The 26,182-nt window shown below is 73.5% G+C and carries 18 protein-coding genes and 1 pseudogene; 9 read left to right on the plus strand and 10 right to left on the minus strand.

What is annotated here, in order from left to right:
- Positions 1-127: 127 nt before the first annotated feature.
- The 3 genes from AB0D32_RS29760 (at position 128) to AB0D32_RS29770 (ending at position 4,049) form a co-directional block, all read left to right on the plus strand.
- Positions 128-2,629 carry a DEAD/DEAH box helicase gene (locus AB0D32_RS29760; RefSeq protein WP_357097320.1) on the plus strand — a complete coding sequence of 834 codons (2,502 nt, stop codon included), beginning with the start codon at positions 128-130 and terminating at the stop codon, positions 2,627-2,629.
- Between the two features lie 193 nt (positions 2,630-2,822).
- A complete protein-coding gene (locus tag AB0D32_RS29765) occupies positions 2,823-3,401 on the plus strand; it encodes a hypothetical protein (protein ID WP_357097322.1) in 579 nt (192 codons plus the stop codon).
- Between the two features lie 93 nt (positions 3,402-3,494).
- Positions 3,495-4,049: a hypothetical protein gene (locus AB0D32_RS29770; RefSeq protein ID WP_357097324.1), complete on the plus strand. Its 555-nt coding sequence runs from the start codon at positions 3,495-3,497 to the stop codon at positions 4,047-4,049.
- A 312-nt stretch (positions 4,050-4,361) separates the two neighbouring features.
- On the opposite strand, the gene AB0D32_RS29775 is transcribed toward AB0D32_RS29770, so the two are convergent.
- From AB0D32_RS29775 to ssd, 7 genes and pseudogenes are all read right to left on the minus strand, one after another.
- Positions 4,362-4,760 (minus strand): Rv3654c family TadE-like protein, encoded by a 399-nt coding sequence (locus AB0D32_RS29775; protein ID WP_357097325.1) that lies wholly within the window; start codon positions 4,758-4,760, stop codon positions 4,362-4,364.
- Positions 4,757-5,155, minus strand: coding sequence for a TadE family type IV pilus minor pilin (locus AB0D32_RS29780; RefSeq protein WP_357097327.1), 399 nt, complete (start codon positions 5,153-5,155; stop codon positions 4,757-4,759). Before AB0D32_RS29780 ends, AB0D32_RS29775 begins: the two co-directional genes overlap by 4 nt.
- On the minus strand, positions 5,152-5,319 hold the full coding sequence (locus AB0D32_RS29785) for a DUF4244 domain-containing protein (protein ID WP_076470820.1): 168 nt from the start codon (positions 5,317-5,319) through the stop codon (positions 5,152-5,154). The genes AB0D32_RS29780 and AB0D32_RS29785 overlap by 4 nt, the downstream gene beginning before the upstream one ends.
- A 24-nt stretch (positions 5,320-5,343) precedes the next feature.
- Positions 5,344-6,075 carry a type II secretion system F family protein gene (locus AB0D32_RS29790; RefSeq protein WP_357097359.1) on the minus strand — a complete coding sequence of 244 codons (732 nt, stop codon included), beginning with the start codon at positions 6,073-6,075 and terminating at the stop codon, positions 5,344-5,346.
- A 56-nt stretch (positions 6,076-6,131) separates the two neighbouring features.
- Positions 6,132-6,788 (minus strand): annotated as a pseudogene (locus tag AB0D32_RS29795) (hypothetical protein); the annotation flags it as partial.
- 668 nt (positions 6,789-7,456) lie between these two features.
- The gene (locus AB0D32_RS29800) at positions 7,457-8,668 is read right to left on the minus strand and encodes a TadA family conjugal transfer-associated ATPase (protein ID WP_357097330.1); all 1,212 of its coding nucleotides are present in this window, start codon (positions 8,666-8,668) and stop codon (positions 7,457-7,459) included.
- A complete protein-coding gene (gene ssd, locus AB0D32_RS29805; RefSeq protein ID WP_357097332.1) occupies positions 8,665-9,768 on the minus strand; it encodes a septum site-determining protein Ssd in 1,104 nt (367 codons plus the stop codon). The genes AB0D32_RS29800 and ssd overlap by 4 nt, the downstream gene beginning before the upstream one ends.
- A gap of 794 nt (positions 9,769-10,562) precedes the next feature.
- On the opposite strand from ssd, the gene AB0D32_RS29810 reads away from it, so the two are divergent.
- Positions 10,563-11,369: an HAD-IB family hydrolase gene (locus AB0D32_RS29810; RefSeq protein ID WP_357097334.1), complete on the plus strand. Its 807-nt coding sequence runs from the start codon at positions 10,563-10,565 to the stop codon at positions 11,367-11,369.
- A gap of 99 nt (positions 11,370-11,468) precedes the next feature.
- Here the strand turns inward: AB0D32_RS29810 and AB0D32_RS29815 are convergent, their stop codons facing one another.
- Entirely contained in the window at positions 11,469-12,215 is a 747-nt protein-coding gene (locus tag AB0D32_RS29815) for an oxidoreductase (protein WP_357097336.1), read from the minus strand.
- Between the two features lie 266 nt (positions 12,216-12,481).
- On the opposite strand from AB0D32_RS29815, the gene acs reads away from it, so the two are divergent.
- The 4 genes from acs (at position 12,482) to AB0D32_RS29835 (ending at position 21,269) form a co-directional block, all read left to right on the plus strand.
- Positions 12,482-14,446, plus strand: coding sequence for an acetate--CoA ligase (acs, locus tag AB0D32_RS29820; protein ID WP_357097338.1), 1,965 nt, complete (start codon positions 12,482-12,484; stop codon positions 14,444-14,446).
- Positions 14,447-14,714: 268 nt separating this feature from the next.
- On the plus strand, positions 14,715-17,504 hold the full coding sequence (locus AB0D32_RS29825) for an immune inhibitor A domain-containing protein (protein WP_357097340.1): 2,790 nt from the start codon (positions 14,715-14,717) through the stop codon (positions 17,502-17,504).
- A gap of 330 nt (positions 17,505-17,834) precedes the next feature.
- On the plus strand, positions 17,835-20,228 hold the full coding sequence (locus tag AB0D32_RS29830; protein ID WP_357097362.1) for an immune inhibitor A domain-containing protein: 2,394 nt from the start codon (positions 17,835-17,837) through the stop codon (positions 20,226-20,228).
- A gap of 108 nt (positions 20,229-20,336) precedes the next feature.
- On the plus strand, positions 20,337-21,269 hold the full coding sequence (locus AB0D32_RS29835; protein ID WP_357097343.1) for an alpha/beta hydrolase: 933 nt from the start codon (positions 20,337-20,339) through the stop codon (positions 21,267-21,269).
- 1 nt (position 21,270) lies between these two features.
- Here the strand turns inward: AB0D32_RS29835 and AB0D32_RS29840 are convergent, their stop codons facing one another.
- Both AB0D32_RS29840 and AB0D32_RS29845 read right to left on the minus strand, forming a co-directional pair.
- The gene (locus AB0D32_RS29840) at positions 21,271-21,633 is read right to left on the minus strand and encodes a hypothetical protein (protein WP_357097345.1); all 363 of its coding nucleotides are present in this window, start codon (positions 21,631-21,633) and stop codon (positions 21,271-21,273) included.
- Complete coding sequence (locus tag AB0D32_RS29845; RefSeq protein ID WP_357097347.1) at positions 21,630-24,542, minus strand: SseB family protein; 2,913 nt, start codon at positions 24,540-24,542, stop codon at positions 21,630-21,632. The genes AB0D32_RS29840 and AB0D32_RS29845 overlap by 4 nt, the downstream gene beginning before the upstream one ends.
- Positions 24,543-24,694: 152 nt before the next feature.
- Here AB0D32_RS29845 and mycP point away from each other — a divergent pair, with 152 nt between their 5' ends.
- Positions 24,695-25,963 (plus strand): type VII secretion-associated serine protease mycosin, encoded by a 1,269-nt coding sequence (mycP, locus tag AB0D32_RS29850; RefSeq protein WP_357097349.1) that lies wholly within the window; start codon positions 24,695-24,697, stop codon positions 25,961-25,963.
- Positions 25,964-26,182 lie beyond the last annotated feature (219 nt).

A 26,182-nucleotide genomic window follows, 5' to 3' on the forward strand; every position in this document is an offset into this window, starting at 1 on the left:
TCCCTCGCAAGAGCCGTAAACTCTCCTGGGCATCTAACCATCCCCGCCGGACCACGGCTCGGCTCACCGGCGGAGGCCTCTCCTTACCCCGCCCCCCGGCTTTTCATCTCCGAACACCAGTGCGAGAGTGCAGAACGTGACCACCGTATCCGCGGGTATCGGCGCCGGGCGAACGCCGGCCGACCTGCTGGGCCGGCTGCGGGCCCGCACCGGCGCCGACCCGGTCACCCACGTCGAGCGGGTGCCGGCACGGGCCGGCGAACCCGCCGCGTGGCCGGACTGGGCGCCGGATGAACTGCGCGCGGCGTTCGCCCGGCGCGGCGTCGTCGCGCCCTGGCGGCACCAGGCCGAGGCGGCCACCCTGGCGTACGACGGCCAGCACGTGGTCGTGGCCACCGGCACCGCGTCCGGCAAGTCCCTGGCCTACCAGCTGCCCGCGCTGGCCACCCTGCTCGCCGACCCCCGGGCCACCGTGCTCTACCTGGCGCCGACGAAGGCGCTCGCCGCCGACCAGTTGCGCGCCGTCGCCGCGCTCGAACTGGAGGGGGTACGCCCCGCCTGCTACGACGGCGACACCCCGCGCGCCGAACGGGAGTGGATCCGGCGGCACTCCCGCTTCGTGCTGACCAACCCCGACATGCTGCACCACGGCATCCTGCCCGGGCACGCCCAGTGGTCCGGTTTCCTGCGCCGGCTCGTATACGTGGTGATCGACGAGTGTCACACCTACCGGGGGGTCTTCGGCTCGCACGTCGCGCACGTGCTGCGCCGGCTGCGGCGGCAGTGCGCGAGCTTGCGGCGTACCCCCGTCTTCGTGCTGGCCTCCGCCACGTCCGGCGACCCGGCGACGGCGGCCGGGCGGCTCACCGGGCTGCCCGTGGCCGCCGTCACCGAGGACACCTCGCCGCGCGGCGGCGTGACGTTCGCGCTCTGGGAGCCGCCGCTGCTGCCACCGGACTCCGCCGCCGACCAGCAGGCGGACCTCACCCAGGTCCGCCGGTCGGCACTGCGGGAGACGGCCGACCTGCTCGCCGACACGGTCGCCGAGGGGGTACGCACGCTGGCCTTCGTACGCTCCCGGCGCGGCGCCGAGGTGGTCGCGGCGAACGCCCGCCGGTCCCTCGACGAGGCGGTGCCCGGGCTCGGCGACCGGGTGGCCGCCTACCGGGCCGGCTACCTGCGCGAGGAACGACGCGAGCTGGAACGGGCGCTGCTGGACGGCGACCTGCTCGGGCTGGCCTCGACCAACGCGCTGGAACTGGGCGTCGACCTGATCGGCCTCGACGCGGTGCTGATCTGCGGATACCCGGGCACCCGGGCCTCGCTGTGGCAGCAGGCCGGGCGGGCGGGGCGTTCCGGGCAGGAGGCGCTCGCCGTGCTGGTCGCCCGGGACGACCCGCTCGACACCTACCTCGTGCACCACCCCGAGGCGCTGTTCGGGCGGCCGGTGGAGGCGACCGTGCTCGACCCGGCCAACCCGTACGTGCTGGCCCCGCAGCTGGCCTGCGCAGCGGCCGAGGCACCGCTCACCCCGGCCGACCTGGCACTCTTCGGCGACGGGGCGAAGGAGGCGGTGGACCAGCTCGTGGCGGCGGGGGCGCTGCGCCAGCGCCCGACCGGCTGGTACTGGCGGCACCGGGAACGACCGCAGGTGGACCTGCGCGGCGAGGGCGGCGCACCGGTCTGCGTGGTCGAGGGGGCGACCGGGCGGCTGCTCGGCACCGTCGACGGCGGCTCGTCGCACTTCCTGCTCCACCCCGGCGCGGTCTACCTGCACCAGGGCGTCTCGTACGTGGTCGACTCGCTCGACCTGGCCGACGGGTGCGCACTGGTGCACCCCGAGGAGCCGGACTGGTCCACCCACGCCCGCGACGTCACCTCGCTGTCGGTGGTGTCGGTCCGCTCGTACGTGGATGCCGGGCCCGTGGGGCTCTTCCTCGGCGAGGTCGACGTGACCAGCCAGGTGGTGTCGTACCAGCGGCGGCGGATCGCCACCGGCGAGGTCATCGACACCCGCCCGCTGGACCTGCCGGCCCGGGAACTGCGCACGGTCGCGGTCTGGTTCACCCTGTCACCGCAGTCCCTGACCGCCGCCGGCGTGGAACCCGCCGACGTGCCGGGCGCGCTGCACGCCGCCGAGCACGCCGCGATCGGCCTGCTGCCGCTCACCGCCACCTGCGACCGCTGGGACATCGGCGGGCTCTCCACGGCGGTGCACCCGGACACCGAGGCCCCCACCGTCTTCGTCTACGACGGGCACCCGGGCGGGGCGGGCTTCGCCGAGCGCGCGTACGGGACGGCGGCGGCCTGGCTGCGGGCCACCCGGGACGCGATCGCGGAGTGCGGCTGCGAGGCGGGATGCCCCTCCTGCGTGCAGTCCCCGAAGTGCGGCAACGGCAACAACCCGCTCTCCAAGCCGGACGCCGTCCGGGTCTTGGGCGTGGTGCTCGCCAACCTGCCCGAGGGCGTACCGGCACCCCGCCAGTCCGACGGCGGGTCCGGTGGCTCCTCCTCCGGTGGCTCTTCCGGTGACGTGTCCGGTGGCTCTCTCGATGACGTGCCCGGCGGGGCTTCCGGTGGCGTGCCGGTTTCGCGGGCCGGCGATCTGGCCGGCGGAAAGCAGGCATAGAACCTGCCGGCCCGGGGCCGGGGCCGGCGATCCGGGCCGCGTACCCGGGTCGGGAGTGGGGTACCAGTGTCGGGCCGGAGCCGGCCGGTCCCGACGGCTGGCCGCCTGGCCTGCGGCGGAGGGCCGCGCGTCCTGCGGCCGGCGGTGTGGTTGAAGCTGTGCGACACTCCGGCGACCCCTCGAAGGAGATCCCATGCACCCCGACAACTTGCAGGCCCAGCAGCAGTTCCACATCCGGCAGCGGATCCGGATGATGGTCAACCAGTACGAGGTCCACGCCGTCGCACCGGACGGCTCCGAAGCCGGGCTGCTGGCGTTCGCCCAGCAGAAGCGGCTCGCCTTCAAGGAGCAGGTGACGATCTACACCGACGACTCGAAGCAGCAGCCACTGCTCGGGTTCAAGGCCCGCCAGCGCCTCGACATCGGCGCCACGTACGACGTGACCGACCACGCCGGCAACCCGATCGGCCTGTTCCGCAAGGACTTCGCCCAGTCCCTGCTGCGCTCCACGTGGCACGTCGAGCAGCCTGGCCTGCCGCAGGTAACCGGCCAGGAACGCAGCATGCCGGTGGCGCTGCTGCGCCGGTTCGTCGACTCGCTGTCCTGGCTGCCGTACCACTTCGACTTCGTCGCGGGCGGCCAGCCGGTCTTCTCCGTCATCAAGAAGTGGGGCCTGCGCGACCGGTATGTCGTCCAGATCCATCACCCGCAGGTCGACCGCCGTCTCGTGATCGCGATGGCCATCGGCCTCGACGCCCTTCAGGGGCGCTGATCCGTCCGGGCCGGGGTGTCGGCTCCCGGCACCCCGGCCCAGGCACGGCCTGGCCCGAGCCCGGCATGGCGAGGGGTTATTAGCCTTGCCCGCATGTCAGATCCGCTGCCCGACACGCGTTCGGCTCGTCAGTCGGTGGGGGCCTCCGACGACGTGATCGGCGGCATCACGCAACAGGTGCGGCCGTCGCCAAGCCTGCCGGGCCCGGACCCGAACCCGTTCACGACAGCGGTAAGGGCCTTCCTCTTCACCTGGCCGCCGACCCTCGCCGTGCTTGTGGCCGCGACAGTCGCCGTGCCTTCGGCGACCGACGAGGCTGGCGTCGGTACGGTAGCGATGTGGGCGCTGGATTTCGCCCTGCTGATCGCAATCGCGGCGGCGGTCAGCACGCTCTGGCAGCGCTACCGCAAGCCCGGCGCGGGCGGCACGGCCCAGCCAATTCAGCGGGTTCTGCTGCGCGTGGCGGCCCAGGCGCTGCTCACCGGCGCCTGTGCCTGGCTGGTGCTGGCGCTGCACGGGCTCGCCACCGGCCAGATCGCCTCGTTGGTGGTCGCGCTCATTGTCGTGCTGAACCTGCTGCCCGTGACCGCCGCCCGGCTGCTGCATCGGCGTCGCAGGCGCAGCGGGACGCCGCCCACCCGGGCCTGAACCACTCGCCGCCGCGCTACCCGCCCTCGGCGCCAGCGATCCGGGCCGCCTCTTCGCGCGCCCGGTTCACGACCGCCTCCGGCGAGCCTGAGGATCTGTTCCACCCGGGTGCCGAGACCACTGAGCATGGGCCGCGTCTGATCCTGCCACCGTTGCTCCGCGGCAGTTGCTCTCTCCGCATCCGTCATGGAAGTGGTCAACCAGGCGTCCCCGTCAGGTCGGCGCTGAGCTTCCGGCCCCAGCATGGCGAGCGACGTTCACCCCGATCCCAGACATCACCAAGCCGGCAGGGTCCCCCACGCCTGCGTCCAATCAGCCGCGCACCGGGCCGGCACGGGCACTGGCCGTCACCACCCGCGCCATCCTCGGCAGCGGGTTGACGGCAACCTCCACGGTCACCAGGACATCAAGACCGTCGAGCCGACAGGCAAGCAGCCGGCCGCCGTTGGCGGCGGCGATCTCGGCCGCCCGCCCGCAGGCAGCCGCCTCGCCCCACAACCCGCGGCCGGCGCCCGCCAGCGCGCCGAAATCCGCCGCCACCCGGGCCTGTTGCCGGGCGACCCGGGCCGCGCCGACGGCGGCACCGAGCGACCCGACCAGGACGAACACCAGCCCCACCGCGAGCAGACAGACGGTCGCCCCACCACGCTCCCCCGCGCTACCGCCCGCGACTCGGGGCGACCGGTCAGCGAAGCACCGGCGCCCGCTCACCGTCCACCTGCCGGAGCACCCGGGACCGGTGTGGCAGCTTCCGCGACCCCGGGTTCGAGGGCCGCGACCGCCGTGGCGGTCACGACGATCCGGGGCAACCGGGAGCCGAGCGCGCGTACGGGCGCCTGGACGGTGGCGATGATCCGCTGACCGTCGACGGTGACGGTCACCTCGGCTCCCGCCGGGGCCGCGCCGCTCGCAGCGGCCGTCCCGTCGGCGCCCCGGGAGGCGGCCAGCGCTGCCTCCCGGGCCGCGTGCAGGCAACCCGCCCTCGTACCGACGGCGTTGACCGCCGACAGGCCGGCGAGCAGGAGGAGCAGGAGCGCCGGCAGGCCGGCCGCCAGTTCGGCGGTGAAGGAACCCCGGTCACGGCCGGCCGACCGGCGCCGGCTCACTTGAGTGCCCGGTCGATGACGGCAGTCAACGCGGACTGCACGTTGCCCGAGGTCAACACCTTCAGCAGGATCCCGGCGAAGGCGACGGCGGCGAGCGTGCCGACGGCGTACTCGGCGGTGTTCATCCCGGCGTCCCCGCGCAGGCGGGCCAACAGTTTGCGCACGTTCTCGTCCTTTCTCGAGGTGGGTCAGAGCACGTCGCCGAGGACGGCGACGATCACCGGCACCAGGCCGGCGAGAATGAAGGCCGGCAGGAAGCAGAGCCCCAGCGGCAGGACGATGAGCACACCGGCACGGCGAGCGGCTGCCTCTGCGGTCGTGGACCGGTCGGCGCGGAGGTCGTCGGCGAGTCGGGTCAGCGCGCCGGCCAGCGCGGCTCCGCTGCTCGCGCTGCGAAGCACGGCGGCCGTCAACCTCTCGGCCCCCGGCACCGACGCGAGCGGAGCCCACGCCTCCTCGACGCCCCCGCCGAGCCGCAGCAACCGGCCGACCCGGGCGAGCCGGGCGGCGAGCGGCCCGTCGAGCGCCCCCGACACGGCCAGGACCGACCTGTCCACGGGTGCCCCCGCCCGCATCGCCGCAGCCAGCAGGTCCGCGGCGAGCGGAAGGTCGGCGGCCTCCCGCAACCGACGGTTCCGTACGGCCGGCGGTTCGATCCGACGGAGCAACCGGTCGAGCAGCAGCGCTGTCGGCACCGCCGCGACCGCCCCGGGCCAGCCGCCGACGATGACCGCCACAGCCACGCCGCCCAGGCCCGCGGCGACGCGGACGGCGTCGGGCCTCCGCCGAGGACGCACGTCTTCCGTCGCCTCGTCATCGGGACCGACCGGGCGGCGGGGCGTGGCGGCCGGGTGCATGCCGACCGGCGCCCTGCGCAGCGCGCGCAGCCGACGCAGGGGCCGCCGCCCCGCGACGAGCATCGCGGCGAGCAGGGCCACGGTCACCACGAAGCCTGTTGCCAGGGCCACCCGGGGCATCAGCTCACCCGCCCCGGCGCCGCACCGAGCCGCTCGGCCCAGAACAGTCCCGCGACCTGAAGGGCGATGGCGACGACCGCGCACGCGCCACCGATCGGGGTGTGCAGCAGCACCGCCACCGGGTCGACGCCGATGCCGTAGCCGAGCCCGATACCGCCGAGCGGCAGGGCGGCGAGCAGCCAGGCGGTGGCTCGCGCCCCGGCCGCCTGGGCGTCCGCCGCGGCCAGCCCACGGTCGGCCGAGCGGGCGTCCGCCTCGATCCGCTCCAGGAGTTCCGCCAACGGCGCGCCCGTCTGGTCGGCGAGGCGTACGGCCGATCGGGCCAGTCGATCCAGTCGCCCCGCCCCGCCCCGCTCAGCGGTAGCCGCCCCGTCGTCGCGCGGAGCCTCACCATCGGCTCCCGGCGTCGCGGGGGTGAGTCGCTCGGCAGCGACCGGCACCGGCAGGCCGGCCCGGAGGTCCGCGGCCAACCCGCAGAGCTGGTCGAGCCGGCGTCGCCGGGCCCGGACCGCGTACTGGCCGCTCTGCCGTCGGAGCAGCGCGCGGGCGGCCAACGTGCCGTAGGCACCGACGGCCACCGCCGCGACCGGTCCGGCCAGCAGCAGGCCCGCTGCGGTACCGGCCGACGCGGCGAGCAGCAGGGTGCGCCTGGGCGACTCCGTCAGCACGCCCGACCGAAGCCATCCCGGCCACCGATCCCCGCCCGCCGGATCGATCAGCGCACGGGGCCGACGGGGTGGGGCGGCGGCCGGGGCCGGCGTTCCGCCAGGGCGTCGGGCGTCCCGTCGCACAGGTGGCCGGGTCCGAGCGGGATCTCCGCCACCGGGTCGGGCCGGCCCCGCCGGTCGGGTCGCGCCACGCCTCTCCCCGGCTGGCCAGGGCCAGGGCGAGCGGTCGGTCGCGTCGCGGATCGCCCACCGGGCCGCATCGCCCGGCTCGCGCCCACTTCCGGGGACACCACTGGTCGGGGCTGCCCGACCTGCCTGCGGCTGTTGGCGAACCCAGAGTTCGTCGCGCGGGTCGCGGCGGTCGACCGACTGCGGACACGCCGGTTCCGGCTGGCGCGGACCGTCTCGGTCTCCGCCCACCGCCTGGCCGGAAGCCGGATCGGCGTCGAACGGCCGGCGGGGCGGCTCAACGCCCTGAGCAGGTGTCCGGCGCAGTTCGGTGATCCAGTCGACGAGCGGGTCCTCCGCCCCGGTGCGCCCGCCTCCCCCGACCCCGGCGGCCAGCGCGCCCCGCCAGCTCCGGCCACCACGCACCGCCCCGACCAGCAGGACCGCGACCAGGACCGAGAGCAGCGCCACCAGGGCGTACGGGGTGCTCACTTCGGTCCCGCCGATCCGGGCCACGGTTCGGTGAGGACCGGCGGCACCGGTACGGCCCGCTCCCGCAGCAGTGCGGCGAGCGCCCGGGCGGCGAGGGTCGGTCCGCGCCCGCGTACCCAGGCGGGAACTGCCGTGACCAACCGGTCCGGGCCTTCCGGCAGGAGCAGGCAGACCGACTCCAACACCCGCCCCTCGGCGCTGCGGCGCACCTGGAGCAGCACCTGGAGCGCGGCGGCCACCTGGGCGTGGAGCGCGGGGCGGGGCAGCCCACCGAGCATCCCGAGTGCCTCCAGCCGCGCCGGCACGTCCGACGGGGCGTTGGCGTGCAGGGTGCCGGCTCCTCCGTCGTGACCCGTGTTCAGGGCGGCGAGCAGGTCGACGACCTCTCCGCCCCGGCACTCGCCGACCACCAGCCGGTCGGGCCGCATCCGCAGGGCCTGGCGCACCAGGTCGGTCAGCCCGACGGCACCGGAGCCCTCCACGTTGGCCGTCCTCGCCTGCAAGCCGACGACGTGCGGGTGTCGAGGGTGCAGCTCCGCCGCGTCCTCCACCAGCACGATCCGTTCGGTGGCGGGGACCAGTCCGAGCAGCGTGTTGAGCAGGGTCGTCTTGCCCGAGCCGGTGCCGCCGGTCACCAGGTACGCCAGCCGGGCCGCCACCACGGCGGACAGCACCGGTGCCACCGGCCGGGGAACCGTCCCCTGGCTCACCAGTTCGTCGAGGGTGAAGGGCCGTTGCCGGAAGGTCCGCAGGGACAGGTAGGGCCCGTCGGTCGCCACCGGCGGCAGCACCGCGTGCAGCCTGGTGCCGTCGGGGAGTCGGGCGTCGGCGTACGGGGAGCCGTCGTCGAGCCGCCGGCCGGCGCTGGCGGTGAGCCGCTGCGCGAGTCGGCGTACGTCGTCCACCGTGCCGAGCGGCACCGCGACCTGGTGCAGGCCCCGTCCCCGGTCCACCCAGACCCGGACACCGTTCACGAGCACGTCGGTGACCTCCGGATCCGCCAGCAACGGGGCGAGCGGACCTGCTCCCACCAGGTCGTCGTGCACCCGGTCGGCCATCCGCAGCACCGCGGTGTCGCCGAGGACGGCGGCGGTGGGCTCCGCCCGTACGGCGGACACGATCGCGGCGGCGGTGACCGGGGCCGCCGCTGCCGCGATGCGCTGTCGCACCCGGGCGGCCAGGGTTTCGCCCTCGGCGGGCCCGGTCATGCCGCACCCGCCGCCGGCGATCCGGTCAACTCGGCGACGATCCGCTGGCAGAGCGCCGCCAGCGGCCCCCGGCCGTGGGCGGCCGGCGCCTCGCCCCGCTCCAGCCCACGGGCCAGCGCCGGTTCCGGGCGAAGCGTGGCGGCAAGCGGCAGCCCGAGTGCCCTGGCCACCTCCGCCGCGCTCAACCGGCCCGGTGCCGGACCACGCACGATCACCGACATCACGGCGCAGTGTGGGGCGGCGGACGCCACCACCCGCGCCGCCGCGGCGGTGGCCCGCAGCTCGGCCGGGACCACCAGGTAGACCTGATCGGCCGCCTGGAGCGCGGTGACGGCCGCGTCGTCCAACTGCCGGGGCAGGTCCACCACCACGAAGTCCCTGCCCCGCCGCGCGGCGTCGACGGTGGCCGCCATCGCCTGGGCGGGAAGGGCGAGCAGGTCGCCCCGGTCCCAGGAGAGCACCACCAGGTCGCCCCGGCTCGGCAGGGCCCGCACCAGCGCCGGTGCGTCGACCCGGCCGTCGGCGCCGGTCAGCGCCGGCCAGCGCAGCCCTTCCAACTGCTCCCAGCCGAGCACCAGGTCGAGCCCGCCGCCGAGCGGGTCGGCGTCGACGAGCAGGGTGCGCAGCCGGGCCCGGGCGGCGGTGACGGCGAGCCCGCCGGCGAGGATGCTCGCTCCGGCGCCGCCCCGCCCGCCCAGGACGGCGACGATCCGGGCACCACCGGGCTCGGCGCCCTCCGGCCCGCACTCGGCGAACCGGTCGACCAGCCAGGGCTCGGCTGCCGGCAGCGTCGCCACGTGCTCCGCGCCGATCAGCTCGGCTACCTGCCAGCCGGGATCGAGCTCCCCGGACCGGCCGACCAGCACCATCCGTGGCCGCCGCGGCAACCGCGCCCGCAGGCAGGGCTGGGCCTGGTCGGCGCCGACGAGCACCAGCGGGGCGGGCAGCCAGCGGGTACGTGCCGCGGCAGGGTCGGCGGCGAGTTCCACCTCGACGCCGCCCGCCGCGGCGAGCCGGAGCAGGTCGTCGAGCAGTTCGCCGTCCGAGGTGACGAGCAGCGGCAGGCGCCGGTGCGGCGGGACGGAGGTACGGGGTGGCATCGCGGCCTCCAGCGGTCGGACTCGGGGGTTGCTGACCCGAGACCCTGCTCCGGCACCGCCCCAATCGCCGCCCCGTCCCCACAGCCTGTGGACAACCGCGCGCCCTGTGGACAACGCCCGCCGAACCAGTCGATCTGCTATGGACGCGTACCGTCGCTGATGCCTGCTGGTCGGCGAGATGACCCGCCCGCCCTCGCCAAGTTCTGAACTGCCACAAGCGGACCGCGAAGACCCGGACCGACGGCGTCCCGATCAACGTGGTGCAGCGCGTCACGGGCACGAGCAGTGCTCACGACGCCGAATCGTTATCAGCACACCCCGGACGACTACGCCGCGCGCGTCCCTGACCGCCTTCGACAACTCCGCTGTTTCCCTGCTGCCTCCGGTCGGCATCCGCCTTTCGAAAGACGCCATCCACGAGGAGGGAGATGGCCTGTGACCTGCGCCGGAGCGCTCTGGCAGAGAAAGGGACGACCCCCGTCGGGGGGAGACGGGGGTCGTCGGAGGTTCGGCTCCGGGGGGGGTGAGCCGAACCCACTCAGCGGTCACGGGGGGTGCAACCGCCGAGGGTCTGACTGTCGTACGAGATGTGAACGCTCGTCGCGTCGACAAGTCTGCCTGAGCGAACCTGTATACGTCGAGTGGCGCCGTCTCCACTCCCTGCGAAATTATGTTCGCAGGGTGTGACCATCGTCACGGTGCGCGAAGGTGGCAGGGGCCGGCCCGCAGGTCCGAGGGGTCAACGGGCCCCGGGCACCCGCCGACCATAGACCATCCGGCTAGACTTTCGCGCCGTGGGCCGAGGTGCCGCTTTCTTCGATCTGGACAAGACCGTCATCGCCAAGTCGAGCGCCCTGGCGTTCGGTCGGCCGTTCTACCGGGACGGCCTGATCACCCGGCGTGACGTGGTCAAGTCGGCGTACGCGCAGCTGATGTTCCGGCTGGGCGGCACCGACGAGCAGACCATGGCCAGGACCAGGGACTATCTCGCCGCTCTCTGCAAGGGCTGGCAGGTGGAACAGGTCCGCCAGATCGTCGCGGAGACACTGCACGAGCTGATCAATCCTTACGTGTACGCCGAGGCCGCCGCCCTCATCGAGGAGCACCAGGCCGCCGGCCGGGATGTCGTCCTGGTCTCCGCCTCCGGCGAGGAGATGGTCCGGCCGATCGGCGTGCTGCTCGGAGTCACCGACGTCATCGCCACCCGGATGGGCGTGGTGGACGGCCGTTACAGCGGCGAGGTCGAGTTCTACGCGGCCGGCCCGAGGAAGGTCGACGCGGTCGGCGAGTTGGCCGCCGAGCGTGGCTACGACCTGGCCGACTCGTACGCCTACTCCGACTCGTACAGCGATCGGCCGCTGCTGGAGTGCGTCGGCCACCCCTCGGTGGTCAACCCGGACCGGCAGCTGCGCCGGCTCGCGGTCGAGAACTCCTGGCCGGTGCTGGAGTTCCGGCACCCGATCCCACTGGGCCGGCGACTGCGTGAGCGCCCGGCCGTCCCGGTCGCCGCCGCAGCGCTGGGGGTGGGCGTGGGTGTCGCCATCGGCATCGCCTGGTACGGCCGCCACCGCCGCACCCGCGCCACCGCCGCACCCGCCTGAACCGGAACGACACCGCCCGCGGGCGGCCGGACAGCCAGGCCGGACCGTGCCTCGACGAGGCGACCGCGCGTCGGCTGGCGATCGGCTCCGGCGCGACGGTCAGGCTGCCGCGAGGACCTCGTCGCCGATGGCGGTGAGCTGGTCGGCGCCGACCTCCACCGCCGCCATGTAGTGACGCAGCCAGGAGCGCAGGCCGTCCGGGGTGCCGGTGGCGAAGGCGCCGGCGGAGCCGACGTACTCGGGCTCGCGTTCGTGGTGACCGACGTCCACGGCGAGCAGGCCGCGCGGGTCGAGCCCGCTGGACAGCAGCACCAGCCGGGCGGCACCCCGGGCCACCACGCCGGACGGCCCGGCGAAGGGGCGCAGGTTCAGCAGTTCGCCGTGGACGACCGCGGCCAGCACCAGCGGCGAGACCTTCGTGCCGCCGGCGACGAGCCCGGACAGCCCGTCCAGCCGGGCGGCCACGACCGGGTCGGCCACCGGCCGGCCCAGTTCGGCCTCGCCGACGACGTCGCGGGCGGCGAGCACGTGCAGCCTGGCCAGCGCCTGCCGGGGCGCCCTGGGCCACAGCTCGGTCAGCCCCGGCAGCGCCCCGGCGACCCGTAGCGCGCCCTGCACCACCGGCTCGGTCACCGTTCCGGCGCGGACCGCCTCGCGCTCGCGGGCGTACCCCTCGAGGGCTGCGCTGGCCACCGCGGACCGGAGGCTGACCTCGGCCGCGACCTGGCCGCCGTGGCGGCGCAGCGCGCGGTGCCCCAGCGCCTGGTCGAACCGCTCGCGGGCCTGATCCACGGCGAGGGCGATGTCGGCGAGTGCGAGCAGCGGGGCGAGCGGATCGGCGGTCACCCCGTCACGCTATCGACTGCCCCGCGCAACCCGCCGACGAGCCGCCCGGAAGCGACCATCGCCACCCTGCGCTTTCGTCAGGAAGGGGCCCTTCCTCTACAGAAAGCGTCAACCAGGTGCCCTTCCTTGCACCGGGATCGCCGTCCGGCGCTTGGCGGGGGCCGCTCGGCGCGCGCCGGACGGACCGGTGGTCGCCCGCGCTCCGGGTCCCGACTAACCTCGTGTCGAGAGAGATGCAGGTCACCTGAGCGACGAGGGAGCACGGCATGAGCGAGGCATTGGCCAATCTGCTGAACGAGACTCGCCAGTTCCCGCCGCCGGCCGAACTCGCCGCGAACGCCAACGTCACCGCCGACGCGTACGCGGAGGCCGATGCCGACCGGTTGGCGTTCTGGGAGCGGCAGGCCGGGCGGCTGACCTGGGCGAGGCAGTGGGACCAGGTGCTCGACTGGTCGAAGCCGCCGTTCGCGAAGTGGTTCGTCGGCGGGCAGCTCAACGTGGCGTACAACTGCCTGGACCGGCACGTCGAGGCCGGTCTGGGCGACAAGGTCGCCATCCACTGGGAGGGTGAGCCGGGCGACACCCGCACCATCACGTACGCGGACCTGCACAGGCTGACCTGCCAGGCGGCGAACGCCCTGACCGACCTGGGCGTCACCGCGGGCGACCGGGTGGCGATCTACCTGCCGATGGTTCCGGAGGCGGCGGTCGCGATGCTGGCCTGCGCCCGGATCGGCGCCACGCACAGCGTGGTCTTCGGCGGTTTCTCCGCCGACGCGCTGACCAACCGGATCCAGGACGCCAGCGCGAAGGTGGTGATCACCGCCGACGGCGGCTACCGCCGGGGCAAGCCGTCGGCGCTGAAGCCGACCGTGGACGAGGCGGTGGCGAACTGCCCGTCGGTCGAGCACGTGCTGGTGGTGCGCCGTACCGGCGAGGAGGTCGCCTGGTCGGGCAGGGACCGCTGGTGGCACGAGACGGTGGAGACCGCGGCGGCCGAGCACGCCGCGCAGCCCTTCGACGCCGAGCACCCGCTGTTCATCCTCTACACCAGCGGCACGACGGCCCGCCCGAAGGGCATCCTGCACACCACCGGCGGTTACCTGACCCAGACGTCGTACACGACGCACGCGGTCTTCGACCTGAAGCCGGAGACGGACGTCTACTGGTGCACCGCCGACATCGGCTGGGTCACCGGGCACTCCTACATCGTCTACGGCCCGCTCTCCAACGGCGCCACGCAGGTGATGTACGAGGGCACCCCGGACACCCCGCACAAGGGCCGGTTCTGGGAGATCGTCGACAAGTACAAGGTCAGCATCCTCTACACCGCCCCGACGCTCATCCGCACGATGATGAAGTGGGGCGAGGACATCCCGGCCGGCTACGACCTGTCCTCGCTGCGGCTGCTCGGCAGCGTGGGCGAGCCGATCAACCCCGAGGCGTGGATGTGGTACAGGCAGCACGTCGGCCGGGGTGAGCTGCCCATCGTGGACACCTGGTGGCAGACCGAGACCGGGGCGATCATGATCTCGCCGCTGCCCGGCGTGACGGCGACCAAGCCCGGTTCCGCGATGACGCCGCTGCCCGGGATCGTCGCCGACGTGGTCGACGACCAGGGCCAGTCGGTGCCGAACGGCGGCGGGGGCTACCTGGTGCTGCGCGAGCCGTGGCCGTCGATGCTGCGCACCATCTGGGGCGACGACAACCGGTTCATCGAGACGTACTGGTCGCGGTTCGAGGGCATGTACTTCGCCGGGGACGGCGCGAAGAAGGACGACGACGGGCACGTCTGGCTGCTCGGCCGCGTCGACGACGTGATGCTGGTGTCCGGGCACAACATCTCCACGACCGAGGTGGAGTCGGCGCTGGTCTCCCACCCGTCGGTGGCCGAGGCGGCGGTGGTCGGCGCGACCGACCCGACCACCGGGCAGGCCATCGTCGCGTTCGCCATCCCGCGCGGCACCACGGACACGGCCGGCGAGGCCGGTGAGAAGCTCATCGCCGAGCTGCGCAACCACGTGGCGAAGACGCTCGGCCCGATCGCCAAGCCCCGGCAGATCATGCTGGTGCCGGAGCTGCCGAAGACCCGCTCGGGCAAGATCATGCGCCGGTTGCTGCGGGACGTGGCGGAGAACCGCTCGCTCGGCGACGTCACCACGCTCCAGGATTCGTCCGTGATGGACCTGATCTCGTCCGGTATGGGCGGCGGCAAGTCCGACGAGGACTGACGACAGTCGTACGGCCGATGGGTGGCGGTCCCGCGCGGACCGTCACCCATCGTCGTTTCTTACGGGCGGTCGACCGGCCGGGTGCGCACTGTCACATCGGTCGGTCGGGTGAGCCGAGAGAAGCTGAACGGACACAGGCAGACGTCGACCCCTGTCGTTCGCCTTCTTTCTGATTTAGGTTCACGCAAGTCGACCCGTTTCGATGGCCGTCGCATCGATGAAGCGCGGGGCCGACTTCCTCCTCCCCCTGCCCGAGAAACGGAGCGGAATGAACAGAAATCCGCAATCCGGGCCGCGTCGACGCCTACTCGTCGCGCTGCCCGCCCTCGCACTCGCCGCCACGTCACTGACCGTGACGGGCAGCGCGGCGGTGGCAGAGTCCGGCCCCGCCCGCGCCACGATCGGGGCGGACGAGTACTACATCAACTACGCCGAGCCCGCCGTCCAGCCGGACAGCAGCGGTCGCGAGGTCAAGGGCAAGGGTGGCGTCTACGCCCCGGCGGTCGAGGACGCACGCGCCTTCGACCGCAAGTACGCCCGCGGTAATCCGGTCGCGGCCGAGCAGCTCGCGAAGCACGAGGCCAAGGCGATCAAGACGGGCAAGAGCCCGCGGAACATCAAGAAGGCCCCGGCCACCCAGACCGCCAAGCTGCTGACCCTGCTGGTGGAGTTCAACGACCAGGCGAACGACGACTTCACCGACGTCATGGTCCCCCGGACGGTCTTCGAGGACCGGACCTGTGTCCCCGGCACCGTGCAGAACGGGCCCCGGCACAACAACATCCCGAACCCGGCGAGCCTGCCGCACGAGGACAACAACTCGATGTGGGTGCCGGACTTCTCGCCCACCCACTACAACAAGATGCTCTACACCAAGAAGGGCCTCACCGAGCGGGTCCGCAAGGACCTGAAGGGTCCGGACGGCAGGCAGGGCATCGACCTGACCGGCCGCACGATGCACAACATGTACCTGGAGATGTCCAAGGGCGCGTACACGGTCGACGGGCAGGCCAGCCCGTGGATCACCGTCCCGCACTCCGAGGGCTGGTACGCCGCCTCGCGCTGCTTCCAGGACGAGAACGGCAACTGGGTCGCCGGCCGCCAGCAGTCGATGAACGGCCACCCGGACAACCCGCAGGGCGCGGGCCGGCTCGCCACCGACGCGATCGACGCGCTGGCCGCGATGGACCCGAACTTCCCGTGGGCCGACTACGACATCGAGGACCAGGCCGACCGCGACGGCGACGGCAACCTCTTCGAGCCGGACGGCGTGATCGACCACCTGGTGCTGGTGCACGCCGGGCAGGGCAAGTCCCGCGGCGGCGGCGCCGAGGGCACGTACGCCGTCTGGGCGCACTCGTCGACGGTCACCGGCGGCTACACCATCCCCGGCACCAACCTCCAGGTGTCGAACTACATCGTGCAGCCGGAGGACGCCGGCGTCGGCGTCTTCGCCCACGAGTTCGGCCACGACCTGGGTCTGCCGGACCTCTACGACACCTCCGGCAACGCCGACTCGGACGTCGACTTCTGGGACCTGATGGCCTCGGGCTCGCACTCCGGTGAGATCTTCCAGGCGCTGCCGACGCACATGGGCCTGTGGGACAAGTGGGTGCTCGGCTGGGCCGACCCGGTGACCCTCGCTCCGGGCTCCGACCCGCGCACCGTCAAGTTGGGCCAGACCTCGCGCACCCCGAAGCACACCGAGGACGGCATCAAGGTCGACCTGCCGAACAAGGTGATCACGCTGGCCACGCCGCACAGCGGCGCGAACATGTGGTACTCGGGCGCCGACCAGGACTGGGCGGACGTCAAGATCGCCCGCCAGGTGGCCGTGCCGGCGGCGGCCGACGCGAAGTTCTGGATGTGGAACAACTTCGTCATCGAGGCCGACTGGGACTTCGGTTTCGTCGAGGTCTCCACCGACGGCGGCACCACCTGGACCGAGCAGAAGGTCTACGACGCGGCCGGCAACCTCGTCACCACGAACGACGGCTACGCCGACCCGAACGGCCGGATGGTCGACTTCGGCAACAAGAAGTACGGCCTCACCGGTGACACCCACGGCTGGCGGCACGACTACGTCGACCTGTCGGCGTACGCCGGGCAGACCGTGCAGGTCCGGCTCCGCTACGCCACGGACGAGGCGTTCGCGGAGCGCGGCTGGTTCGCCGACGACTTCTCGGTGACCGGCGGCGGCGCCACCACGTGGAGCGACGACGTCGAGAGCGGGGCCAACGGCTGGACGGCGACCGGCGGCACCTTCGTCGACACCACCGGCCAGGGCTGGACCATCAACACCGGCACCTCCGTCCAGGCGCACTACTACCTGGCCGAGTGGCGCAACTTCGACGGCTTCGACAAGGGCCTGAAGTACGGCTACGACACCGTGTACTCGCACGAGGCGTGGAAGGTCGACCGGATCTCCTACAACGCCCCGGGCATGCTGGTCTGGTACCGGGACACCGCGCTGGGCGACGTCAACCACACGACGGCGCAGCTCACCGCGCTGCCCAGCTACGGCGCCAAGGGCGGTCTGCTGATCGTCGACTCGCACTTCGACCCGTACCGCCGCAAGGGCGAGGCGGCCGTCAAGGACCCGTCGGTGCTGGACAACCTGCCCAGCCGCCCGCAGTCCGCGAACGCGGCCTTCTCGCTCAAGCCCACGTACCCCTTCACCGAGTGCCTGGAGGCGGCGGACGAGCCGTACAGCGAGTACTGCACCAAGTTCGGCGCCCAGCCGGCGGTGCCGTCCTTCACGGACGCGAAGGGCTGGTACCCGGGCATCGAGATGCGCGACGGCTCGCCGTACGCGCGGGACAGTGACGCCTCGGTGGTCATCCCGTCGAAGGGCAACGCGCCGTACACGACCCGGGTCACCAACCCGGACGGTACGCCCGCGCCGTCCTACTACGGGGTCTCCCTGGGCAGCAACATCGTGCTGGGCACCGGCAACCCCGGCGACCAGGGTGTGTCCTACGGCGTGACGATCACCATCAAGCGCGCCGCGAAGGACAACTCGTACGCCACCGTGTACGTCACCCCCGCGAGGAACTGACCGCAGTAACTCACCATCGGGCATCCGTTGGGGCCGGTGGCGTCACCGCCGCCGGCCCCACTTTTCGCGTACGCGACCGCTCTATCGAAAACCGTCTCTTCTTTCCCATCGAAGGCCATGCGCGCTGCTCACGGTGGGCGCCGAACGGTCTGATGTGACGGTGGAAAGCGTTCTCAACAAAACTTTGCAACAAATCGACGTATGCATCTTCCCACCGGTCACACGAGTGTCTATCTTCACCATTGGTCCCATCAGTGGACCGATCTTCCGGCCCGTACCCCCGTTGGGCCGGTTCCCTCACACCGGAGGTACCACGTGCGCAAAGTCGCAGTGGGTCTGCTCGGGCTTTCGCTGACGGCGACGGGACTGGTGGTCAGCACGCCCGCCAGCGCCGCGCCGCAGCTGAAGTTGCCGGCGGCCGCTCCGTCGGCCGCCGAGCCGGCCCCCGACCACGACCTGCCGAACCCGCTGGAGGAGAAGCGTCGCGCCCTGCGCCAGGAGGGCCTGAGCGACGTCCTGTCCGGCCGGTCCAAGCCGCAGAACATCAACGGCAGCAAGGTCGTCAAGGTCGGCAAGACCCAGGCCCAGGGCGCCAACGCCCGCTCGACCCGGGCCAACGCCGCCAGCCAGACCGAGGACCAGTACGTCGAGCTCTCCCGGGAGAAGACCGACCGGATCTTCGTCATCCTGGCCGAGTTCGGCAACCAGCGGCACCCGAACTACCCGGACCAGGACACCGACCCGGACACCCCCGGCCCGACCCGGTTCGACGGTCCGCTGCACAACGAGATCCCCGAGCCCAACCGGGCCGTGGACAACTCGACCGTGTGGCAGGCCGACTACAACGCCGACTACTTCCGCAAGCTCTACTTCGGCACCGAGCCCGGTGGCGAGTCGGTGAAGCAGTACTTCGAGGCGCAGTCCTCGGGTCGCTACAGCGTCGACGGCACCGTCACCGACTGGGTGAAGGTCCAGTACAACGAGGCCCGCTACGGCCGCTCCGGCGGCTACCCGTGCGGCTCGAACGTCTGCACCAACACCTGGGCGCTGGTCCGCGACGCCGCCAACCAGTGGGTCGCCGACCAGAAGGCCGCCGGCCGCACCGACGCCCAGATCGCCACCGAGCTCTCGGCGATGGACCAGTGGGACCGGTACGACCACGACTCGGACGGCAACTTCAACGAGCCGGACGGCTACATCGACCACTTCCAGATCGTCCACTCCGGTGGCGACGAGGCCGACGGCGACCCGTACCAGGGCGAGGACGCCATCTGGAGCCACCGCTGGTACGCCTTCGCGTCCGACCAGGGCTCGACCGGCCCGGTCGGCAACCCGCTCGGCGGCACCCAGATCGGCAACACCGGCCTCTGGATCGGTGACTACACGATCCAGCCCGAGAACGGTGGCCGGAGCGTCTTCTACCACGAGTACGCCCACGACCTCGGGCTGCCGGACGACTACAACGTCATCAGTGGTGGGGACAACAACAACGAGCACTGGACCCTGATGGCCCAGAGCCGGCTCGGCGCCAAGAACGACGCCGGCATCGGCGACCGCGGTGGCGACCTCGGCGCGTGGAACAAGCTCCAGCTCGGCTGGCTCGACTACGAGGTGGTCGTCGCGGGGCAGAAGCGCACCATGACCCTCGGCCCGCAGGAGTACAACACCAACGAGGCCCAGGGCGTCGTCGTGGTGCTCCCCAAGCGGGACTACACGTTCGACCACGGCGCGCCGTTCGCGGGGAGCAAGCAGTTCTTCTCCGGCAACCAGGACGACCTCAACAGCTCGATGACCCGGACGCTCGACCTCACCGGGAAGTCGTCGGCGGCGCTGTCGTTGAAGGGCCGCTACAACATCGAGGCCGACTACGACTACCTGTTCTTCGAGGTGTCGCTGGACGGCGGCCAGAGCTGGTCCACCCTGCCCGGCACGGCCAACGGCCAGCCGCTCAAGGAGATCTCCGCCGGCCGCTTCGCGCTGGACGGCAGCAGCAACGGCCAGTGGGTCGACGTCGCCGTCCCGCTGGACGTGGCGGCGGGCAAGGTCGCGCAGTTCCGGCTCCGCTACCAGACCGACGGTGGTGTCTCCGACGGTGGCTTCTACGGTGACGCGATCACCGTGACCGCCGACGGCCAGACCGTCCTCTCCGACGGTGCCGAGGCCGGTGCCGCCGGCTGGACGCTCGCCGCCGGTTTCGAGATCGCCGAGGCGAGCTACACCAAGGCGTACGACAACTACTACATCGCGGGCACCCGGCAGTACATCTCGTACGACAAGTACCTGAAGACCGGCCCGTACTTCTTCGGTTACTCGAACACCCGCCCGGACTACGTGGACCACTACGCGTACCAGGAGGGTCTGCTGATCTCCTACTGGAACACCCGCTGGGCGGACAACGACACGTTCGCGCACCCGGGCGAGGGTCGCAACATGATCATCGACGCGCACCCGCGGCCGATCTACAACCTGACCGGCCAGGCCTGGCGCTCCCGCGTCCAGATGTACGACGCGACGTTCGGTCTGAAGAAGGCCGACTCGTTCACGCTGCACCTCAACAGCCAGCCGCAGTACATCCGTGGCCAGGCCGCGCAGCCGCTGTTCGACGACACCCAGCAGTACTGGTTCCCGGAGCTGCCGAACCACGGCGTCAAGCTCCCGGCCACCGGCACCAAGATCAAGGTCCTGGAGAAGAACGGTCTCAACACCAAGATCCGTATCTCCTGATCCACTGATCCCGCACCACCACGCGATGCCCGGGCAGGTCACCTGCCCGGGCATCGCCCTTTCCGCCGGCCACTTGCCGGCCTGCGCCGGGGTCCTAGGCTGTCTGGCATGACCGAGCAGCGCGGCGGGCCCGTCGACGAGTCCTGCGTCCTTACCGAGGGGCCGTGGACGCACCGGTTCGTCGGCGCCAACGGCAGCCGCTTCCACGTCGTGGAGGCCGGCACCGGCCCGATGGTGCTCTTCCTGCACGGCTTCCCCGAGCACTGGTGGGCCTGGCACGAGATGCTGCCGGCGATCGCCGGTGCCGGCTTCCGGGCCGTCGCGGTCGACCTGCGCGGCTACGGCGCCAGCGACAAGCCGCCCCGGGGGTACGACGGCTACACGCTGGCGGCCGACGTCGCCGGACTGATCCGGGCCCTCGGCGAACGGTCCGCCACCGTGGTGGGCACCGGCATCGGCGGCATGATCGGCTGGACGGTGGCGTCGTTCCACCCGTCGCTGGTCCGCCGGCTGGTGGTGCTCGGCGCTCCCCACCCGCTCCGGCTCCGGGCCGCCATCTTCGCCGACCCGCGCGGGCAGTTCGCCGCCGCCACGCCCACCCTGAAGTTCCAGCTACCCCGCTACGAGCACGTGCTGACCCGCGACGACGCGGCGGCCGTGGAGGAGATGTTGCGCCGCTGGGGCGGGCCGCGCTGGGTCGGCGGGCCTGACTTCGAGGCGTACGCGCAGCGGTGCCGGGAGGCCATGCGCATCCCGCAGGCGGCGTTCTGCGCGCTGGAGGGCTACCGCTGGGCGTTCCGCTCGGTGCTCCGCCTGCACGGCTACCGCTTCGTCCGGCTGATGCAGAAGCCGCTCGTCACGCCCACCCTCCAACTGCACGGCGCGCTGGACGAGGCCTCCCTGCCGCGCACCGCCCAGGGCTCCGGCCGGTACGTGGTGGCGCCCTACGAGTGGCGGCTCCTGGACGGCGTCGGGCACTTCCCGCACGTGGAGGCCGGCGACGTGGTGCTGGGCGAGATCCTGCGCTGGGCGAAGTCCTGACTCAGACCCGCTGCTCGCGCAGGTCGGCAACCTCGGCGGCGGGCGCCCAGCCCTGGTAGACGCCGAAGTCGAAGACCTCCAGCCCCATCGCCCGGGCCACCGGCCAGCGCCCACCGGTGTACTCCACCCGCAGCCAGCCGTCGTGCTCACCGAGGACGATGAACGGCTGCCCCTGCCAGGTGCAGGTGGTCCGCACGTACGCCAGGTCGATCTCGGCGGCCGGCAGCACCCGGACGTACCGGCCGGGGCGGATCTCCTCGAAGCCCTCGCCCGGCTCCGGCTGGTACAGCCGGACGTCGTCGCCGTCCGGGCTCGCCTGGTATTCCCGGCCCTGCCAACGGGCCACGTAGCCGTCCCGCGTCACTGCTCACCGACCTGTCGCCACCGCAGCGCGTCCGTGTCGAGGATGGCGACCACCCGCTCGGTGCCGTCCGCGCCGATCCGCCACAGCTGCGCGCCGTGCGGCAGCCGGGCGCTGTCCACCTTGAACTCCGCCACCACGTCGCTGCTCTCGCCCGGCGCGAACCCGTTGCCCCGGAACGGCGGTCGCTCGATGACCCAGCCCTCCATGGCCCGCATGGCGGCCTCGTTCTGCCCGCCGTACGGGATCCGGTAGAGGCTCGGCCGGTGCGCCGGCCAGCGCAGCACGTAGATCTCCTCGGCGTCCCGCGCGAAGGGGGAGTCCGGGTAGCCGAGGCCGAGCGCGTCGCTCAACTGGGCCGGGGTGGTGAGGTGGGCCAGTTCGCCGGCCCGGTGCACGAAGCCGGAGACCCGGTCGTAGCCCCGCTCCAGGTAGTACGCGAGCTGGCTGGGGGCGATCGCCTTCTGCATCACGGTCGGGCGCGCCGGGTCGGGTGCGGGCGGGTCGTAGCGGGGGCGGCTGACCGGTTCCTCGGCGGCCGGCGGCTCGGTCTCGGTGTCGTCGCCGAGCCCCACCTCGGCCGCCCAGTTGGCCAGCCCGACGATCTGCTCACCGGGCAGCTTCGCCCCGACGGGGGTGCCCGGGTTGACCGCGAACGACCAGCACTCGTCCGGCCAGCGGCGGATCAACTGGACGAACCTGACCTCGATGGTCTCGACCGTCGCGTCGGTGTGGTCGGCGAGCCGCTCCGGCGAGGTGTGCACCACGACGAACGTCTCGCCGTCCAGTTCCTCCGTACGCCAGACGAAGCCGGGCTCGCCGGGCCGGCTGCCCGGCGCGGAGTCGGCGGCCACCGGCAACAGCACGCGCGCCAGCAGCAGGGTGGACAGGAAGGTGTCGGTGCTGCCGGCGCCGGCGGCGTCGAGCAGGTCCTCCTCGACCTCGTTGGCCGGCTGGAAGCCGACCGGCACGGCATCCGACGGCACGTCCTCGACGGTACGACCGCTCCCGGCCTCCGTCGTCGGCTCGTCGGCGACCGGCCCGTGGTCCGCGGCCAGCGCGGCGGGCTCGACGTCGGGAACGCCGACATCGGCCGAGGCCGGCGCTGTCGGCGCGACCTCCTCCGCGGCGGCATCGTGCGGCGTCGGCGCGGACACGGGTACGGCGACGGTCGCCGGCTCCCCCTGCCCCGATGGCTCCCCCTGCTCCATCGGGACGCCCGGCCACGCCGGGTCGAAGGGCGCGGTGGCCTCCTCCCCGGAGGCCGCCGGCTCGCCCGGCCACGCCGGGTCGGCCGGTGCGGTCGGGTGTCCGGACGCCGCCGGAACGCCGGGGACGGGCGGCGCGGGCGCGACGTCGACCGAGGCGGCGGACGCGCCCACCGACTCCCGCCGTCGCCGGACCGGCTCGAACAGCGAGACGGTCTCGTCGGCCGCCGGGGCAGGCTCGTCGGCGGACGGCCCGGTGAAGTCCCGCGACTCCACGACGGTGCCCTCGATGACGATCGGCGTGAATCCGCGCCGGGGGGCGGGCGGCCCGGACACCGGCTCCGCGCCCGAGGCCTCCGCCACCGGCTCGGACCCGACCGGTTCGGAGGTGGGCTGCCGGCGTGGCAGTGCCTGGGTGACGTCCTCGGCCGGCGCCGGTCGACGACCGCCGTACGCCGGTGGCGGGACGGACTCCGGAGCGGGGGCCCGGAGGTCCCGGGTGGCGTCCCCGTCGGGCCCCCGCGGCGGCAACACCTGGGTGGCCTCCGCGCCGGGCACGGTCAAGGGCTGGGTGGCCTCCGTGCCGCGCACCACGAAGGGCTGCGTCGGTTCCGCACCGGGCACCGCGAAGGCCTGGGTCGGCTCCGCAGCGGGCACCGCGAAGGCCCGGGTCGGCTCCCCGCCGGTCGGGTTGTTCGGGATCGGGCGGGTCGGCTCCTCCGGCACCGGCTCCACGAGCGGCCGGCGGCGCGGGAACGGCTGGCTGCCGGACGCGAGGCGGGGCGGCGGGGCGGCCCGCTCACCGGAACGCAGCGCCTCCTGCCGGTTGGCCGCCGCCCGACCGGACGCCGGCTCGAAGAACGACCGGCTCGGCCGCTCCGGGGCCTCCCCCTCCGAACGGCCGTTCGTCGACGGCGGGGGCTGGGCCTCGGGCGTCGGCAGGCCCCTCGGGCGCTCCGTGAGCGGCGCGGAGCGCGGCGGCGGAAGCCGGTCGGGGGCCGCCACGGCATCGAAGCGCGCGGGCCCGCCGGCCGCCGGGTCACCGCGCCACGGGTCGAGCGGGTCCGCCGGGAACGCCGGTGGGACGGGCGTGCGGGACTGCTCCGACGGCGGGCCGGGTCGGGCAGGTGCGGGAACCCGGCCGGTCGGCGATGCGACCGTGGGCTCGGGCCGGAGCGTGCCGTTGGACCGGCTCAGGCCGGTGGTCGGCCCGGTGTCCGACCCGCCCGGCGCGTCCTGCCCGGCGGCGAGGGCCCGCGCCCGGGCGGCTGTCTCCACCCGTTCCAGCCGGGCCCGCGCCCCCATGGTGCGGCCGGGCAGCCGGACGTCGCCCCGGGAGAGTTGGGCGACGAACCAGGCCGGCAGGTAGCCCTCGATGGGCAGGCCGGGGTTCACCGCCAGCCACCACTCGTGGTTGGGCCAGCCGTCGGCCAGGTCGGCGTACGTGCTGCGCCGGACGGCGCTCCCGTTCTCGCCGAGACAGGCGTGCACGGCTGCGCCGGAGGTGAACGCCAGCACGTGGGTGCGGCCACCCGTGCTCCAGGTGCCCCAGCCCACCGGCGCCGTTCCCGCGAGCGCCTCGGCGGAGACCGGCAGCAGCAACTCGGTCCGGGCCAGGACGCGGAAGTAGAGCTGTTGGTCGTTGGCGCGTAACGCGTCCCGCATCGCCGCTTCGGCGTCGGTGGCCGGCTCCCACTCGGTCACGGCCACCCCTCCTCCCGCGAACAGGCCATAGGTATCGCGTACAACCTACAAGGTAGAAGCAAGGTCACAATCGCTGGCCGGCGGCGGTGCGCCCGGTGTCGCCGGAGGCGCTAACATCCCGTTCCGGAGTCGACACGATACGGAGGCGGTCGATGTCCCGGTCCCCCGCGCGCCCGCTTCTCGCCGCTCTCACGACGGCGTTGCTGACCGCCCCCGCGGTCGCCGCCCGCCCGGCCGAACCCACCCCCGGCCCGGGCCTCGCCGGTCGGTCCGTGTTCGCGCCGACCGCCGTGCGCGCGGCCCCCGGCTGCCCCTCGCCCCTCGCCCCGGTCCGGCCGGTGTCCGCACCCCCCTGGCCCCAGCAGCGGTACGCCCCGGAGCGGCTGGCACCACTCGCCACCGGCGCCGGCGTGACGGTCGCGGTGATCGACTCGGGGGTGGACCGGCGGCACCCGCAGCTGGCCGGCCGGGTGCTCGACGGCACCGACCTGCTCGACCCGGGCGGCGACGGCAGCCGGGACTGCGCCGGCCACGGCACCGGTGTGGCGAGCGTCATCGCCGCGGTCCCCCGCGACGGGGTGGCGTTCCGTGGGCTGGCGCCGGGCGCCCGGATCCTGCCGGTACGGGTCAGCGAGCAGCAGGTGGTCGAGGGACGCGAGTCGGGGCGCACGGTCAGCGCAGAGGACTTCGCCCGCGCCGTCCGCTGGGCGGTCGACCACGACGCGGACGTGCTCAACCTCTCCGTCGTCCTGTACGCGGACGCCCCGGCGGTGCGGGCCGCGATCGGCTACGCGGTCGACAGGGACGTGGTCGTGGTGGCCGCCGCCGGAAACCTGCACGACGCCGGGGACCCCCGGCCCTACCCGGCCGCGTACGACGGGGTGCTCGGGGTGGGCGCGATCGGGGCGGACGGCACCCGCGCCCCGTTCTCCCAGACCGGCTCGTACGTCGACCTGGTCGCCCCGGGCAGCGACGTGCTGATGGCCGCCCCCGGTCAGGGCCACCACCGGGCCGAGGGCACCAGCTACGCGGCGCCCTTCGTGGCGGCCACCGCCGCGCTGCTGCGCCAGTACCGGCCGGAGCTGACCGCGGCGCAGGTGGCGCAGCGGATCGTGGCGACCGCCGATCCGGCCCCGGGCGACGGCCGGGGTGGCGGGTACGGCGCGGGGGTGCTGAACCCGTACCGGGCGGTCACCGAGACCGGGGGCGGCACGCCGGAGCGGGTACGTCAGGTCACCGCGCTCGCCGACGACCGGGCCGAGCCGGCGCTGGTGGCGCAGCAGGCCCGCCGGGCGACGGCCCGGGACCGGGCGCTGCTGGTAGCCGGGATCAGCGGTGCGGTGGTGGCCCTGGCGACGCTGTTGGCGCTCGTCGTGCCGCGCGGGGCCCGCCGCCGCTGGCGGCCGGCCGGTCCGGCCTGATCCGGCGCCGGTCACCGCCTGACGGCCCGCTCGACCCCGGTCGCCCCGCCGACAGGCCCGGCCCGGTCAGCCCAGCCGGGGCTCGGCCCGAACGCCGGTGGTGGGGGGGGCCGGGGGCGGTGGGGGCCCCCCCCCCCCCGGGGGGGCGGGGACAAGCCGCCCCGCAGATTATTCCAGTGGTAGTCGTTGGGGGCGGGGGGGGGGAGCCCCGCCCGTCTA

The organism is Micromonospora sp. NPDC048170 (assembly GCF_040652795.1).
Classification (GTDB): domain Bacteria; phylum Actinomycetota; class Actinomycetes; order Mycobacteriales; family Micromonosporaceae; genus Micromonospora.